Source organism: Citrobacter sp. Cy070 (genome assembly GCF_030332245.1).
In the GTDB taxonomy this organism is placed as follows: Bacteria; Pseudomonadota; Gammaproteobacteria; order Enterobacterales; family Enterobacteriaceae; genus Citrobacter; species Citrobacter youngae.
Window position 1 is genome coordinate 1 of record NZ_JAOWIG010000087.1, and the last position, 16,172, is coordinate 16,172.

A 16,172-nucleotide genomic window follows, 5' to 3' on the forward strand; every position below is an offset into this window, starting at 1 on the left:
TGGCTCATGATGTCCCTCTGGGATGCGCTCCGGATGAATATGATGATCTCATATCAGGAACTTGTTCGCACCTTCCCTAAAAGACCTGCATCAGCGTTTTCTTAATGCCAAAACACTGGGTTCCTTAATTAGTATATCTACTGAACAAGCCTCAGCTATTGAGGAGCTCTATTCCACGATTCAGGAACTCAGCAAAAATGGCGATAATATGCAACGACCTGAATCTAAAAAACTATTACCGCTGCTAGCACAAGCTCGCCTACTAGCTAAACGCTATGATGCGGTGATTGCAAATCCACCGTACATGGGCAGTAAGGGGATGAATGCGGATCTGAAAGAGTTCGCTAAGAAGCAGTTCCCTAATAGCAAGTCAGACCTGTTTGCCATTTTTATCGAACGAAATCTGGATTTAACCAAAGAGTCAGGTGTGGTAGCGATGATCACCATGCAAAGCTGGATGTTCCTTTCTTCATACGAGTCATTGCGTACCCGAATTTTGAATCAACACACTATCCTGAGTATGACCCATCTTGGGGCAAGAGGATTTGATAGTATTGGTGGAGAAGTCGTCTCAACTACTGCATTCGTATTAGGAAATTTTCACCTTTCAAGCTATCAGGGCACTTATCTCCGTTTAGTGGATGGAAACTCTGAAGCAGAAAAAGCAGCCATGTTTAAAGCAGCTATTGCTTAAAGAAATAGGGCTTAAGCAGATAATGTCAAACTCTAACCTCCACAAATTGACTCGCGCCGAGTTAGCCGACATCTATGAAAAATTGGTGCTCTATTACGAGCAGCACCAGGGGCTAACATCTGAACTGTTATCAACCCAGGTTAAAGGATATCGCAAGTTAAAGAGTGGACTTAGTCTACAAATCCAGCCTTTCTCGACTGAAAAAGAGCTGGCGACATCAACCCTACCTACTGCAGATAACAAGCAAAATCTGATCTGGTTCCATAACGCGAAGAGTAACATTTTAAAGAGTATTTTTTACCATCTGCGAAATGCAGCTGCTCATGCCGATATTGAACGAGTTGCAGGAAATCCAATCTGGTATCACATTGAACATCGTTATAAAGGCCAGCTAAAACTCTTCTGTCAAATGAAAAAGACTGACTTCTGGTGCTTTGTTGATACAGCTAAAAATCTGAAAAAAAAAGCAGTAGCAAAACGAAAATAGGGAAAGGAGACACGATATGGGTTTTACATTAGAAGATTTAGGGCTCGCTTATCGTAAGGCTAAAGTAGACCTCTATTACTCGACAACTCCGTCGCTATTTGCCATTGCTGACTACGAGGATAAGCTGCAGGTTAACCTCACTGATTTGCAAGAACGAATCAATGGAGAAGATCAAGATTGGATACACAACCCAGATTTTCTAGGGGGTTGGTCTCTGGTCCCAAAAGCCATTAAAACGGAGAAAACAGATGACAGCACAGGACTAATTTTCGCGTCACCTGATGATGAATGGCAGAAGATAATAGAAGCTGGAAAAGAAATCACAGCAGAATTTCGTTTGATGGCCTGCTGCAGTTTGGACTTCCATGTCCTTTCAGCTCTTTGGATGCTCAAGGTGGGTTCGCTTTTTGATAAAAAACTCAGTAGCAATGTTTATGGCAGCCGATTACGCCGTAATCGCCATGGTCAAATTAACGAACTAGCACTGGGATCATTTACTCCTTACCTCAAACCTTTTCGCGACTGGCGTGATGGCGGCATTAACGCTATGCGTTCAGCACTGCAAGATAAAAAAGAGGTCTTAGCTCTTACAGCTGATGTGAGCAGTTTTTTCCATGAACTAAATCCCGGTTTTATGCAAGATCCGGCCTTTATAAAACTGATCGGCGTCGAATTGGATCAGAGTCAGACGAGAGTGCACCAATTGTTTATTACTGCACTGGAAGCCTGGGCAAAACTAACACCACTCGGAAAAGGCTTACCCGTTGGTTTGCCAGCCTCTGCTGTTGTTGCCAATGCAGCACTCTTTAAGCTCGATCAGTTTATCGAACAGCAGGTTGTTCCACTCTACTATGGTCGCTATGTGGATGACATCCTGTTAGTGATGGAAAATACCAGTAAGATAAAAAATACGTATCAGTTCTGGGATTGGATCTTCAATCGGGATGGGGGCAAAGAGTTATTTAAGTGGGAACATATGGATAACCCAAAAGAACAGGCTATCCTTTTCAAGCCTGATTACCTTGAAACATGTTCCAGCCGTATCGTGTTTACAAACAACAAAAATAAATTATTCGTTCTGTCTGGCGCGGCTGGTATTGCTTTGGTCAATGCTATCTCTGAGCAGATTAATCAACGTGCAAGCGAATGGCGCTCTTTACCAAACCTTCCTGATTCAGCCGAATCAGTGGCAACCGATCTGCTTAAAGCAACCAGTCATATTGGTGAACAAGCCGATAATCTGCGTAAAACTGATGCTTTAACCCTGCATCGAGCTAGCTTCGCTCTCAATCTGCGTGACTATGAAGCTTACGAGCGCGACCTTCCGCCTGATGCCTGGAAAGAACACCGCCATGCTTTTTTTGATGCGGTAACAGGTCATTTGCTTACGCCGATAAAATTCTTCGAACTGGCTCAATACCTGCCACGTATCATTCGAATGGCAGTCGCTTGTGAAGATTTTAGCTATCTTGATAAAATGATTAAGGCTCTTAATAAGCTAACGGAAAAGGTCAAAGATCATTGCACTATATCGATTAAGGCTCTGCAGTCTTCCTTGCAATATCAACAACATGATTGGTGGAACACACTTTACGATGCTGTTGCTGAAAGCATTATTTCGTCTTTTCCACACAAGCTATGTGGTGAAGGAAAGGTTGCCTGGGAGGAATTCCGTAATACCTTACAGTTTAAAAAGCACTTAGAGTCTAGTCTGTTTAAACTTCTCGGCAGCAATGTCTTACAGGGAGCTCATGCTCGGCTATTCAGTTACGATCTAGCGCATATTCCACTTCGCTTCATCGGCCTGCCCAAAGAGATTGTGAGCCAGCGAGGCATCATTGCACGTAATAAATTAATCACCTCAGATGCACATGAGTTACTTCCTTGCAATATAACGGAAGGTATCCGTATTCTCGTGGATTGGCTCAAATTTAAAAGAGGGATCCCGGCAGGTCTAAATTTCGCTACTCGCCCTTTTAGCCTCAATGAGTTGTATTTGATAGCACCAGATCCGTTTAATTCGCTTCACTGCGCTAAGCTGAGCCAGGTGATGCAGGCTTTACGTGGTTTTGAGCTGACCAAGCACAAAATGCCGCATTGGAATAACGGTAAGAAAATACTTCAGATCCCTGATGGCGAACCTAAGTCCAAGCATACAATCGCGGTATCTAGCTGGGAAACTAGTGGGTCGAGTTTTGTCGCAGCGGTGATGAACAAACCCGATCCTGATAGTCGTCGCCGTTATCAGCGACTCAGTCGTCTAATCAATGAACTGATCTCCAGACCTGATAATAGTGGATATCTCATTTTACCGGAGCTGGCTTTACCACCGCAGTGGTTTATTCGCATAGCCCACAAACTTAAGGGGCGTGGTATTTCATTTATCAGTGGTGTGGAATATCTGCATGCTCCGAAAAAGCGCGTACGTAATCAGGTATGGGCCTCGCTGAGTCATGATGGTCTGGGCTTCCCATCTCTGATGCTCTACCGACAAGATAAGCAGCGACCTGCATTACATGAAGAACAGGAACTCTTCCGCCTTGCAGGTCTTGAATTAAGCCCTGCCACACAATGGACACAACCCCCGATTGTGCAACATGGAGATTTTCGTTTTGCATTGATGATCTGCAGCGAATTGACCAATATTCGTTATCGGGCAGATCTGCGCGGTAAAATCGATGCGTTATTTGTACCAGAATGGAACCCTGATACCGACACGTTTAATGCATTGGTAGAATCCGCTGCACTTGATATCCATGCCTACATCATCCAGTGTAATAATCGCCTTTATGGCGATAGCCGTATTCGTGCACCTTACAAAGAACGCTACCAACGCGACTTAATGCGCGTGAAAGGTGGGAATCACGATTACTGCATCACCGGTGAAATTGATGTAACGACCTTACGCCAATTCCAGTCCAACCACCGTTCACCAGGAAAACCCTTTAAGCCCGTTCCGGATGGATTTGCTCAGGATATGGCACATAACAGAAAAGAATTGCCAAAAGGAGACTCATAATGGTCCAGCAAGAAAATAACAACATGGACAAACACTTTTATCGAGCTTCAGCCAAGGATTTTGAAAAAATTCCGGGAAGCCCAATTGCATATTGGGTTAACGACATGGTTATTTCCAGCTTCAAATTTGAAAAGCTACGTGAAGTTGCTGATGCAAAACAAGGCATGGCCACCTCTGATAATGGCCGCTTCTTACGTTTCTGGCATGAAGTAAGCGCGGATAAATCATGTTTTGACTGCAAAAGTGCCGAAGAATCTGAAAGCAGACCTGAGAAATGGTACGCCTACAATAAAGGTGGAGAGTTTCGTCGTTGGTTTGGAAATAACGAATATTTGGTTAACTGGGAAAAAAATGGAGTAGAACTTAAAGAGTTTGTTGAAGAAATTAACAAGCTTAGACCTGGAGGACGCCTAAAAAATCAAGAATACTATTTTCGTGAGAACATAACTTATTCATCGTTAAGCTCTGGCTTATTCTCTGCAAGATATAATCCTACAGGCTTTCTTTTCGATACCAAGGGATCTTGTATATTTCCTATATCTGTAGATAAACATGGGCTACTTGGTCTGTTGAATAGCAAGGTTGCTCAAACTTTTCTGAATATTCTTTGTCCGACACTTGACTACAGTTCAATAGGGATAAATGCGATACCGGTTAAATTACCAGAAAAAAAATTCTTGACCGAGACCCTCATTGAACTGTCAAAAAGTGATTGGGACTCTAATGAGCTTTCTTGGGCATTCAATAGATTACCTCTACTCCCACCAGTTTTCAGTGAGTTATTGTTGGATAACTGCTACCAAAAACTGCGTACATCTATGCACAATAAATCTCAGGAAATGCAACGCCTCGAAGAGGAGAATAACAGTCTTTTTATCGACACCTATGGCTTGCAAAATGAGCTGACGCCTGACGTACCACTAAGTGAAATAACCCTCACCTGTAACCCGCATTATCGCTATGGCGGTAATCTGACCGACAAAGAGCGAGAAGACAGACTGCAATCGGATACCGTCGTAGAACTGATTTCCTATTCGCTCGGCTGTATGATGGGGCGCTATTCACTAGATCGTGAGGGACTGGTTTATGCCCATGCCGGTAACAAAGGTTTTAAAACACTAGTTGAAGGAGGTGCTTATATCAGTTTCCCGGCTGATAGCGATGGTATTCTACCTCTGGCCTCAGAGACTTGGTTTGAGGATGATATTGCTGTTCGTTTTGTAGAGTTTATCCGCACTGTATGGGGGAATATTCATCTGGAAGAGAACTTGCAATTTATTGCCGATAGCCTGTGCTTAGCTGCGATCAAGCCAGTGAAAAAAGGAGGAGAAACCTCACGCGAGACGATTCGCCGCTATCTCTCGACCCAATTCTTTAAAGATCACTTGAAGACCTACAAAAAACGCCCGATCTACTGGCTATTCAGTTCAGGTAAAGAGAAAGCCTTTGAATGCTTGGTCTATTTACATCGCTACAATGAAACAACTCTCCCGCGCATGCGCACTGAGTATGTCACGCCCCTGCTCGGCCAAATGGATAGCCGTATTGAGCGCCTGCGCCTGCAGCAGAATGAAGCAGAAACAGCCGAAGCCAAACTCATCGGTAAAGAGATCGATAGCCTGACCAAACAGCTTACCGAGCTGCGTTCTTTTGGCGACCAACTCAAACACTATGCTGATATGAAGATCCAGCTCGATCTCGACGATGGTGTTAAGATCAATTACGGCAAGTTCGGTACTTTATTAGCTGAAGTGAAAGCTATTACTGGTGATAAAGCCGAGTAAGTTCAAAAAGATAAAGCGGAGACACTAGTGTCTCCGCTTTATAACTTTGTTCTCACTGTCCCCTTGTACAAATCAGTTAGATTAGCTATCGAATCTTTAGCATGTGGGATTCGGTCACTCATCAACGTTCAGAGTTGGTATAATCATCTTCAACATTACACACTACCGCCGATTCACAGCCATGGTGCTGATGGCTTAATTATTCCGAGACGTACTGATGGATATCACTCAGCTTCAAACCGGGCTTAACAACAAATTCACCGCAGATCGGATTGTTTTCTGGCACGACCCAGAACAGAGCTTTACTGCACAGCTAACAGAACTCGCCATACTGTGGAACGGGTTGCCAGTAATAGTGCTCAATATGGCAGAGCAGTCACAGCTTCAGACGCGCAAACGCATTGAAATCGATGAACCCACGCAGGGGTTCCTTCTCTATTGGCCCAGTTCAGAACCATCACCAGCTAAAGACTGGTTGCTCGATATACGTCGTTATAGCACCACGTTTTATGCTGATGCAGCCTCAATTCTGCTTAATGACCTCGGCCTCGCCAATATGGCGCTGCGCGACCACATCGCGTCACGTAAAAGCTTTTTCGCCAACAAAGAGCGTATTGCAGCCTTTAAACGTCGCCTGGACGGTCGTGGCGGCATAGAAGATCCGCTATCACTTGATATGAAGATGATAAGTGTCGTGCTGGCCTGTCATGCTCAGATTGCCGAAATAATGAAAAGCATTGGCGATCGGTTACTTGAGAATGCTGAAACCGCTCTTGCTCCGCTAGAACAGCATGGATTGCTGCCTGGATTTTGGCATTTAATGAACCGTGAATATGGATACCATATACCTGAAGGGACAGAACCGTCACTACGCGAACTGATTCGTAAGTTACTGGTGAGTGAATGCTACGAACAGCTTGATACCAAAGAGCGCCCTGTCTGGCTACAGTCACAACTATTAGCCACTCCCACCGGACGTGCGAATGCTATGGCTCTGCTATCTGGATGGCGTGATTCTAACCAGTACAGCAGCAATTTTGCCGACATCTCTGCACAGGTAGCGGATCAGCTCGAACTTGCTTCACGCCTGACAGCGCAAGATATCTGGCTCTGGGGAGAAGTCGAAGGCTTTGAAGCGGTCGAACAAGGTTTGATCCGTGAGCTGATATCTGGATTAAACAACGGTGACTTGAAACTGAATCGAGTAGAGTTTGCCCAACTAATCTCTCGTCGTCGACATGGATTCTGGGCCAGAACTGTACCTAAATATGCATATATTTACCAGGCGCTGCAACAAGCTGAATTGTTGCTAGAACTACGCCGTTCGAAACCGGATGGTTTTCATTACACTTCAGCACAAGAAATGTATCTTGCCTATGAAGCTGAATTGTTCCAGTTTGATGCAGCCTATCGCCTGTTTAATGAAGCACTATTGCACCTGCAAGGACAGTCGGTAGAAGTGCTGGCTGTACTGGCCAGTAAAATCGAAGATCTGTATGTGAACTGGTATCTGTACCAACTGGGACTGACATGGGATGGCTTGCTAGTTAAAGAGCAGTTGCTTGATAACTGGCAACTTGGCCTCCCCTCTCAGCATCGCTTCTATGATACGGTCATCAAAAAACGCTTCGCCCAAAGCGGCGTCAAGCGCCAGTTTGTTATTATCAGTGATGCCTTGCGCTATGAAGTTGCTCATGAGCTCCAGGGACAGATAAATGAAGCCAAGCGCTTCACTGCGCAGCTCAAGAGCCAGCTCGGGGTACTACCTAGCTACACGCAACTTGGCATGGCCGCCTTACTCCCACATCAGCAACTGGACTATGCCGCTACCAACTCAACAGTATTAGTAGATGGACAGAGCAGCGCGGGTTTAGAAAATCGCAGCACTATTCTAAGTAAGGTAGGTGGTATAGCGATTTCGGCCAAAAGTCTGCTGAGCTGGACCCGGGCAGAAGCTAACGAGGCGGTTGGTGACGCAAAGGTAATCTACGTCTATCACGATGTGATCGATGCTCAGAGTGAATCTCAGAAAAGTGAGCTTAAGACATTCATTCATGCCCGCCAGGCTATAGACGAACTGAATGGACTCATCAACAAAATTATCAATGGGTTTGGCGTTACTCGCGTAGTGATCACAGCCGATCATGGATTCTTATTCCAACAGGCCTCAGTTGAAAACGGGGTAAAATCGCCTCTGAAACACGAACCATCTGGAACTCTGGAAGCTTCAAAACGCTATCTCCTTGGTCGCAATTTACCAACAAACGAAGATGTCTGGCATGGGCAATTGCGTAATGTTGTTGGTGGTAACTCTGATGTGGAATTCTGGCTTCCGAAAGGAGTGAGCCGTTTCCATTTTGTTGGTGGAGCCCGCTTCGTCCATGGTGGTGCAATGTTGCAAGAGGTCTGTGTTCCAATACTTGAAGTACAAGAGCTGCGTGGCAAGAAACAAACTCTGTATGAAAAAACCAAAGTCGGCATAGTTCCGGCATACCAACCCATTAAGCTGGTAAATGTGATCGATAAAATCCGCTTTCTGCAGACCGATGCCGTCGATGAACGTCATAAATCAAGAATGGTTCGTTTCTCGGTGGTAGATAGTTCAGAACAAACCGTATCAGCTATTGAGAAGCTACTCTTTGAAGCGACCTCAAGTAATCTGGATCAACGCCAGCAAGACGTGCGTTTAAAACTGACCGGTGCTCAATTTGACCGCAAGGCGCAGTATCAATTGCTGCTCGTTGATGATGAGGATGGTATTGAAATGGCACGCTATCCAGTCACTATTGATTTGGCAATCCAGGATGAATTCGGTTTTTAATGGCTCGCAAAATAGCGATCCTGCGGATGTGAAAAGTAAATTCTAATGTTGGGTACCAGCTAATCAGTACCCGGGAGCAATACCAGATGCCACATGATGAGATAAATCCTACTGAAGGTGAGTTTGTAGGAAAGGAAACCGCGCAAGAGCCAGCGGTGAATGTCACACATATCACGAACAATGTAGTCATCCAGCAGATGGACGTTTACACGGAGAAGCTTGCCCAGCCGAGCGGAACTACTGTTGATGAGGCTTCTATGCTCAGCATTGACGATGAGTTATCTCAGCATGCCAGCATGGATCTTGATGCCCGTCTGAATCGTTACTTTAAGGGTAAAGTTGTCCGTAAGGATTTGACCAAACAGCTAAAAGAAGGGGCTAATGTCCCTGTCTATGTACTGGAATATCTGCTCGGTATGTACTGTGCTTCAGACGATGATGAAGTGGTACGCGAAGGTCTGGAAAACGTCAAAAAAATCCTCGCTGAGAACTATGTTCGCCCGGATGAGGCTGAGAAAGTAAAATCTCTGATTCGTGAGCGTGGTAGCTTTAAAGTGATCGATAAGATCGGAGTAAAACTCAACCAGAAGAAAGATGTCTACGAGGCTCAGCTTTCGAACCTCGGTATCAAAGATGCCGTGATCCCCGCCAACATTGTTAAAGCTAACGAGAAGCTGCTCACCGGGGGGATCTGGTGTATTGTTACTCTTAACTATTTTTATGAAGAAGGGCAAAGAATTTCGCCCTTCTCAATTTTCAACCTTAAACCTATCCAGATGCCCTCTATGGATATGGAAGAGCTTTTTGCCGCCCGGGCTAATTTCTCAACAGAGCAATGGCTGGATACCCTGATCCGCTCTATCGGCATGGAGCCAACCAATCTGAAGCAACGGGTGAAATGGCACCTGTTGACGCGGATGATCCCCTTCGTTGAGAACAACTATAACGTCTGCGAACTCGGCCCACGTGGTACCGGTAAAAGCCACGTCTATAAAGAGTGCTCGCCTAATTCATTACTAGTCTCAGGTGGCCAGACGACAGTCGCCAATCTGTTTTACAACATGAGTTCCCGGCAGGTTGGGCTGGTAGGCATGTGGGATGTGGTAGCTTTTGACGAAGTGGCTGGTATTACCTTCAAGGATAAAGATGGCGTCCAGATCATGAAGGATTACATGGCATCGGGCTCTTTCTCCCGTGGTCGTGATTCTATCGAAGCCAAAGCTTCTATGGTGTTTGTCGGCAACATCAACCAAAGCGTCGAAACGTTAGTCAAAACCAGCCACCTGCTGGCTCCTTTCCCAGAAGCGATGATCGATACCGCCTTCTTTGACCGCTTTCATGCCTATATCCCAGGCTGGGATATTCCGAAGATGCGACCTGAGTTTTTTACCAATAGCTACGGTCTGATTACCGACTACCTGGCCGAGTATATGCGTGAAATGCGCAAGCGTAGTTTCTCTGATGCTATTGACCGCTTCTTCAAACTCGGGAACAACCTCAACCAGCGTGATGTGATCGCAGTACGTCGCACCGTGTCTGGGTTGCTCAAGCTGCTCTACCCTCATGGTGTGTTTGGTAAAGAGGAGGTGCGCCCTTGCCTTACCTACGCACTGGAACTTCGCCGTCGAATCAAAGAGCAGTTGAAAAAACTGGGTGGTATGGAGTTTTTCGATGTGCATTTCAGCTACCTCGACAACGAAACTCTGGAAGAGTTTTTCGTCAATGTACCAGAGCAAGGCGGAAGCCAGTTAATCCCTGAAGGTCTGGGTAAACCAGGAGTTGTACATATGGTTACCAAGGGTGGAACTGGCCAACTGGGCTTGTATCGCTTCGAGACTCAGATGACACCCGGTAATGGTAAACACTCGACATCTGGCCTGGGCTCCAATACACCAGCCAAAGAAGCCATCCGCGTAGGTTTTGATTACTTCAAAGGTAATCTGAACCGTATCAGTGCTACCGCCAAATTTTCCGAGCATGAATACCATCTGCATGCCGTTGAGTTGCATAACTCCGGACCTAGTACTAAAACTAGCATGGCAGCCCTGATAGCGTTCTGTTCCATTTTGATGGGTAAGTCAGTGCAGGAACAGATGGTAGTATTAGGAGATATGACACTGGGAGGTGTAGTGAATCCAGTTGAAGATCTGGCGGGAAGCTTGCAGTTAGCAATGGACAGTGGTGGTAAACGTGTATTGCTACCGATGGCATCTGCTTCTGACATTCCGACTGTACCGGCAGAGATTTTCTCTAAGTTCCAGATCAGCTTCTATGCCGATCCCGTGGATGCGGTTTATAAGGCATTGGGTGTTCACTAACGAACTGAAAATCATATGTATTAGCTCAGATTCGAGCTGACACTGTTACGGCGCTGGGCAAATCTGACAAGGCAGATCGGTGTCAGGAGCGGACGTAGCTAAAACTAGTCTGGGGGCTGATCAGGGGGAATTGCGGGTAATACCGCTACATTTTTCCGAGCCCCCTCATGGCATGTCGGTCACATTGGTCGGTATCTAGTATGGGTAAGAATGCGGAGAACATTGAATATAAGGGTTACTATTCAGAAAAATAACAGTGGTGAGTCCGCTGACCATCAATAAAAAGCCGCCAGAGACTGCCCTGAGCGGCTCTAAGCATGAGCAGTTTTCCTGTTCACACCAGACGGAGGGAGGCCCTTGAACGTGAGGTTCCGCTACTGCCGCCGCTGATTGGTGCCACACCGTAAAGCAGACTACTCAATTCATCAAGTGGCACGTTAAGCTCTTCACTCATCTGAGTCAGATTAATACCGTTGCCCGCCAGAGCAGCCATCATTTTTTCAATAATGAGCGATCTTTCACGTTCAATTCCTCCAGGCTCACCGGTCCGATAACCCTTTGCAGTCGCATCGCGCATCAGGCTGTTATACTGCCATTCCGTCAACACGTTCAGATTGCGCATTCTGACAATCAGAGCCATCGCCGAGACTTTCCAGAGCGATTTCAACTGCACAATTTTATCAAACGTCGGAAACGCCATATTCACGCGCTAAGGCACTGACACTGGTTCCATTATTCTTTTTCTCGATAATCGCTCTACGGGCTTCTGGGGCGATTTTCGACGGTCTTCCCAGCTTCTTACCTTCAGCTTTTGCCCGCGACAAACCCGCCTGCGTCCGCTCAATCAGTAGATCACGTTCCATCTCCGCAACCGCTGCCAGCATCGACAACAGAAGCTTACCCGCTGCGGAGGTGAGATCAGTCGTGCCAAGCTGGTGGACAATAACCTTGATATTACGGTCAGCCAGCGCCCTTACCGTTTGCAGGACGTCAATCGCATCACGCCCCAGACGGTCTAGTTTTGCAACTACCAACGTTTCACCATCGCGGATTTTATTGAGCATTTCAGAAAATGCTTTACGTTGCATTGCCGGAACCTTCCCGCTAACAACATCGGTAAACCAGTAATCAATTTGCCACCCAGCCTGCCCAAGCTCCAGCCGTTGGTTCTCAGTATCCTGCTGCGATGTCGAAACACGTCCGTAGCCAAAAATCGCCATAGTCATCTCCTCATCCGGCCCCCGCCAGAAAACGAGGCCAACATTAGGATGGCCTGCCAGAAAAGCCAAGGCTATTTTTCCAACAGTGTGAAAGCGTGCGATTGGGAGGTGTCAGAAAACGGTCGTTTGTTGGCAGCAACTTTTTGAAGAATCGAAAATACTTAGCCTGAATGCGAGATAATGGCGGTATCATTAATAAACCCAAGCGCCTGAACTACTTGTCGTCAGAGTATTTATCCTGCCATTCCGATAGCCAAATAGTGCGTTCTCTCATCCAGCTAAACAGTCTCATACAAACAAATACCCCGCACAATCCGCCTACAACTAACGCAGCGCCATTGATGGTGTAGTAAAGTAATGGTGAAGTGAAAAAATATGGATTGAATGGTTCAACAACTGAAACAAACAAAAGTGCGAACATAACGGGGAAAATCCATCCCTTCTCCCTGACAAATAAAGTCAAAGAATACTTAAACCTTACTGGTCTACGTTTTTTGTCGTTTCGATATAATTCCGGGAAAGCGTTCATATGTGCACCAATACCAAAAAGCAAGGAGGCAATTCCAAGAACACCAAACATCAGGAATCCCGATATCTGCAAAAGAAAGCAAGAAAATGAATGCTCCCACGCCCTATCAACCCAGTCCAAAAACTCACAGCGGGCCCTATAGAACTTCTTATGTGTTTGGATGCTTATCCAGCGTTTATGGTTCATACGCCCCCTCAATGCCTGCCTGATCATTATGTCACTATACTGGTGAAGAATACGCGGCGAAGTATGCTCATTTCGACAGATCTCTCCAGACTCATTGAGATAGTGCCACAAATTTCGAGCCAGTAAATCCACTACCCCTGATAAAAAACACGCCACAGGGCTTCCCAGCGCGTTGAATGCGCATGTCACCGCATTTGCAACACTATGTGCTTTACCTTGAAAGTTACAGGGGAATCGAAGCACACCCTTTCCATGTAAAAATCACCTTGTTTTTATATACTTACCATGCACATAGCGACTGCGTTCAGAATACGAACGCAGTTATCTGATATATAACTTTTCTTGAAAAAAACGGTGTGTTAGCTTGTCTCCCGACACCTACCACATACGGTAAACCGGTCCGGGTTGGTGGAGCTTTACCGCGCATCTGCGGATAACGTTAGGACGGGAACTCTGCAAAACGTTGATTGTGGTAGGTAGGGCGCGAAAGCGTTTGATGCAGCCAAGCAGAGGGTGAAAGTAGCTATCGGCGGATTCTTGAGTAGCTACTTTTGCGCATAATGCATCTTTCAAGAAAGGTCGTCACACCACGAGGAAGACTTGATCTTCATCTGGCAAGGGGAACCGAGCAAACCTACAGGCTATCTTCTCAGATGGCCTTAGGGTTGATATGTCCGGCTTCCCCCCCGAGGAAGGGTTAAACATATAAAAACAAGTTGTGTTTTAACATCTTTAAAAATTGTGGTTTTCTATGCTTTAAACCTTTCCCTTCAAAAGTAAACATGTCTCTTCTATCTCACCTTCGAGACAAACAAATCCGAACCGAACGTTGTTAACGCACAAAGTGCTCGCGGTGTAAATGCAGCCGGATAAGTTGGGCGCGGGAAAGTCGATCTCCTAGATCGGCAAGCGTCCCTCTATGGCGTTGCGTTCAAAAACTTCGGCAGAGGCAGAATCATCCTTATAGAGGCAAACAGCCTCCAAAGTTGAGTTGCGCGGCAAAGCTAAAGCTCGCCCAGATTTCTCATTGATTGCTCGATCTCCGCAACCCATTTATCAGGGCAAGGATAAACCCGGCTTTCGATGCTGATCCGATTAGGTGATACGCGACGGGTTAGCCCATGCAATGACTTAACATGCGCTATCCAGCATGTTTTGACTGTTCTCCCTGTTCGGGATTTAACATCATCAGCAATCTGCCGGTAAGTCGCCATAAACGTCCGTGCTCCTTTGGTTGATATCTTTTCTACACGATAGCAAGTGGCTATATGCTAAAAGTTACTTTTAGTGTATTGTTCAATATAGGTGTTAAACATATCCACCTTACTGTTTATCAAGATTATACAACTCACATTGTGCATCAACGGCTTGCTGTAATGCTTTAATTGTTTCGCTCGATAAATTCGGAGATAAAGCCAATGTGTTTATTGCAACCTTTTCTCCATACTCTTGGCATTGAAGAACAAAAGAATCCCCAAAACTAATCCCAGAATTCGTAATCGTAGACGTAATCAAAGAGAGATCTTCTGTCGATACATCTGGCGCACTCTTTAAAAACTGCAACGCCTGTTGCTTGCGGTTAATGGCATCAATACGTAAAGAAGCATAGGCCTGAGACTGTTGTATATCCAGTTCGCTGGGTTTTGTTATATAGCTAACTAGCTTGGCACTACCATAAATTGCAACCATCACGACCAGAATTACCAAGGAATTTCTGATAACACTTTTACGACTTTTTTCTTTTTCCCTATCCTTTTCATCCATTGCGATCGATAGATCTAGGTAGCGATCCGAAAGATAAATAAAGAAATCATTATGTGAGAAACGAACATGTTCAATGTTAACCTCAATCAATTTATATACTTCAATAACTTCATCGTCGGTCAGCGATTTTCCATCCTCAACCGAAAATTTAAGAACCTTCTCCAATTCCACTTTATCCTCCACAACATTAAGTTTATTTATTTTCAATAAACATCTGACAGACGGTTATTGTCAGCTTATAGCAGAACAACATAAACCATCAATTACTCAATATCGTTTTACTTCAAAAACCTCCTCACTTATATTACAGATCCAAGTGGAATGAAAGAGTAATACACCAGCGCCACGGGATCGACATTGTTTCGTTTGGCAACTCGCTTCATGACCCGGATTGCTACTACCCGATTCGCGGCTTTGATAGCGCCGAAAGCATGGCAATGGTTCTCGGTTCTTTCTACGCAAGCGCCGACTGGCGCAACGGCCCACGCCAAGACATCGTTGGCAGCATAGAAACCAGCATGAAAACAGTGATCAGCCTACCATCAGAAAGCGTGGAAGGGCTGCGAGTGCAATCATAGGTCATATGGCTTCACCAGACGCGTTTTGAGCGTCTCCAAATGATGAAACTTTTTTATTAAATGGTTGGGAGTTGAAAGATTTAAAAGACATAGCATTTATCCAAACTGGACCATTTGGAACCCAGCTTCATAAGGAAGATTATGTTGAAAATGGTATACCACTAATTAACCCTACAAATATTAAAAATGGTATTATCATTCCCAACTTTAAACTATGCGTAGATCGCCACAAATATGACAAACTAAAAGAATATCATTTAAAAAAAGGTGACATTATAATGGGCCGAAGAGGAGAAATGGGTCGTTGTGCACTGATTAATGATAAAGAGGATGGATGGTTTTGCGGCACAGGAAGCCTTTTTATTAGATTAAAAACGCCAAATGAAATACTTTCTTTTTATTTGAACGAATATTTATCTAGCGATTCGATTAAGAACTTTTTACAGAAAGAGTCTCGTGGGGTTACGATGGCGAACCTGAATAAAGATATAGTTGGGAAGATTAAAATAAACATCCCCCCAGAAAACGTACTGACTTCTTTTATGAAGATAAAATTAAAAGTCGATAGCATTAAGAAAAAAATAAACCATAACGATTTGGAAGAATTACTGTCATCATTAAGGAAGGTGCGAATAAGGGTGATGCTGCCAACTTACTGATTTAGTGTATGATGGTGTTTTTGAGGTGCTCCCGTGGCTTCTGTTTCTATCAGCTGTCCCTCCTGTTCAGCTACTGACGGGGTGGTGCGTAACGGCAAAAGCACTGCCGGACA

Annotated in this window: 13 protein-coding genes; 9 read left to right on the forward strand and 4 right to left on the reverse strand. The window is 45.1% G+C overall.

Going from position 1 to position 16,172, the window contains the following annotated elements; all coding sequences use genetic code 11:
• Positions 1 to 61 precede the first annotated feature (61 nt).
• The 6 genes from OGY19_RS18345 (at position 62) to brxL (ending at position 11,123) form a co-directional block, all read left to right on the forward strand.
• Entirely contained in the window at positions 62 to 694 is a 633-nt protein-coding gene (locus OGY19_RS18345) for an Eco57I restriction-modification methylase domain-containing protein (protein ID WP_286596940.1), read from the forward strand.
• Positions 695 to 716: 22 nt separating this feature from the next.
• Positions 717 to 1,181, forward strand: a complete 465-nt coding sequence (locus OGY19_RS18350; RefSeq protein WP_137675670.1) for a hypothetical protein — start codon at positions 717 to 719, stop codon at positions 1,179 to 1,181.
• A 16-nt stretch (positions 1,182 to 1,197) separates the two neighbouring features.
• Positions 1,198 to 4,200: a reverse transcriptase domain-containing protein gene (locus OGY19_RS18355; protein WP_099433764.1), complete on the forward strand. Its 3,003-nt coding sequence runs from the start codon at positions 1,198 to 1,200 to the stop codon at positions 4,198 to 4,200.
• Positions 4,200 to 5,984 carry a BREX-1 system adenine-specific DNA-methyltransferase PglX gene (pglX, locus tag OGY19_RS18360; protein WP_099433765.1) on the forward strand — a complete coding sequence of 595 codons (1,785 nt, stop codon included), beginning with the start codon at positions 4,200 to 4,202 and terminating at the stop codon, positions 5,982 to 5,984. Before OGY19_RS18355 ends, pglX begins: the two co-directional genes overlap by 1 nt.
• A gap of 217 nt (positions 5,985 to 6,201) precedes the next feature.
• Complete coding sequence (pglZ, locus tag OGY19_RS18365) at positions 6,202 to 8,805, forward strand: BREX-1 system phosphatase PglZ type A (RefSeq protein ID WP_080892562.1); 2,604 nt, start codon at positions 6,202 to 6,204, stop codon at positions 8,803 to 8,805.
• Between the two features lie 257 nt (positions 8,806 to 9,062).
• Positions 9,063 to 11,123: a protease Lon-related BREX system protein BrxL gene (gene brxL / locus OGY19_RS18370; protein ID WP_108168775.1), complete on the forward strand. Its 2,061-nt coding sequence runs from the start codon at positions 9,063 to 9,065 to the stop codon at positions 11,121 to 11,123.
• A 334-nt stretch (positions 11,124 to 11,457) separates the two neighbouring features.
• Here the strand turns inward: brxL and OGY19_RS18375 are convergent, their stop codons facing one another.
• The 4 genes from OGY19_RS18375 to OGY19_RS18390 all read right to left on the reverse strand — a co-directional run bounded on the left by OGY19_RS18375 (position 11,458) and on the right by OGY19_RS18390 (position 14,993).
• A complete protein-coding gene (locus OGY19_RS18375) occupies positions 11,458 to 11,823 on the reverse strand; it encodes a hypothetical protein (RefSeq protein WP_232051961.1) in 366 nt (121 codons plus the stop codon).
• Positions 11,804 to 12,343, reverse strand: a complete 540-nt coding sequence (locus OGY19_RS18380; protein ID WP_131380329.1) for a recombinase family protein — start codon at positions 12,341 to 12,343, stop codon at positions 11,804 to 11,806. The genes OGY19_RS18375 and OGY19_RS18380 overlap by 20 nt, the downstream gene beginning before the upstream one ends.
• A 214-nt stretch (positions 12,344 to 12,557) precedes the next feature.
• Entirely contained in the window at positions 12,558 to 12,923 is a 366-nt protein-coding gene (locus tag OGY19_RS18385) for a hypothetical protein (RefSeq protein WP_166444178.1), read from the reverse strand.
• Positions 12,924 to 14,381: 1,458 nt separating this feature from the next.
• The gene (locus OGY19_RS18390; protein ID WP_057523672.1) at positions 14,382 to 14,993 is read right to left on the reverse strand and encodes a hypothetical protein; all 612 of its coding nucleotides are present in this window, start codon (positions 14,991 to 14,993) and stop codon (positions 14,382 to 14,384) included.
• A 101-nt stretch (positions 14,994 to 15,094) separates the two neighbouring features.
• Here OGY19_RS18390 and OGY19_RS18395 point away from each other — a divergent pair, with 101 nt between their 5' ends.
• The 3 genes from OGY19_RS18395 to OGY19_RS18405 all read left to right on the forward strand — a co-directional run.
• Entirely contained in the window at positions 15,095 to 15,400 is a 306-nt protein-coding gene (locus tag OGY19_RS18395; RefSeq protein ID WP_071934064.1) for an NIPSNAP family protein, read from the forward strand.
• 71 nt (positions 15,401 to 15,471) lie between these two features.
• On the forward strand, positions 15,472 to 16,059 hold the full coding sequence (locus OGY19_RS18400) for a restriction endonuclease subunit S (protein WP_286596950.1): 588 nt from the start codon (positions 15,472 to 15,474) through the stop codon (positions 16,057 to 16,059).
• 33 nt (positions 16,060 to 16,092) lie between these two features.
• Positions 16,093 to 16,172, forward strand: an 80-nt coding sequence (locus OGY19_RS18405) for an IS1 family transposase (protein ID WP_304529247.1), incomplete at its 3' end; no start/stop codon positions are given.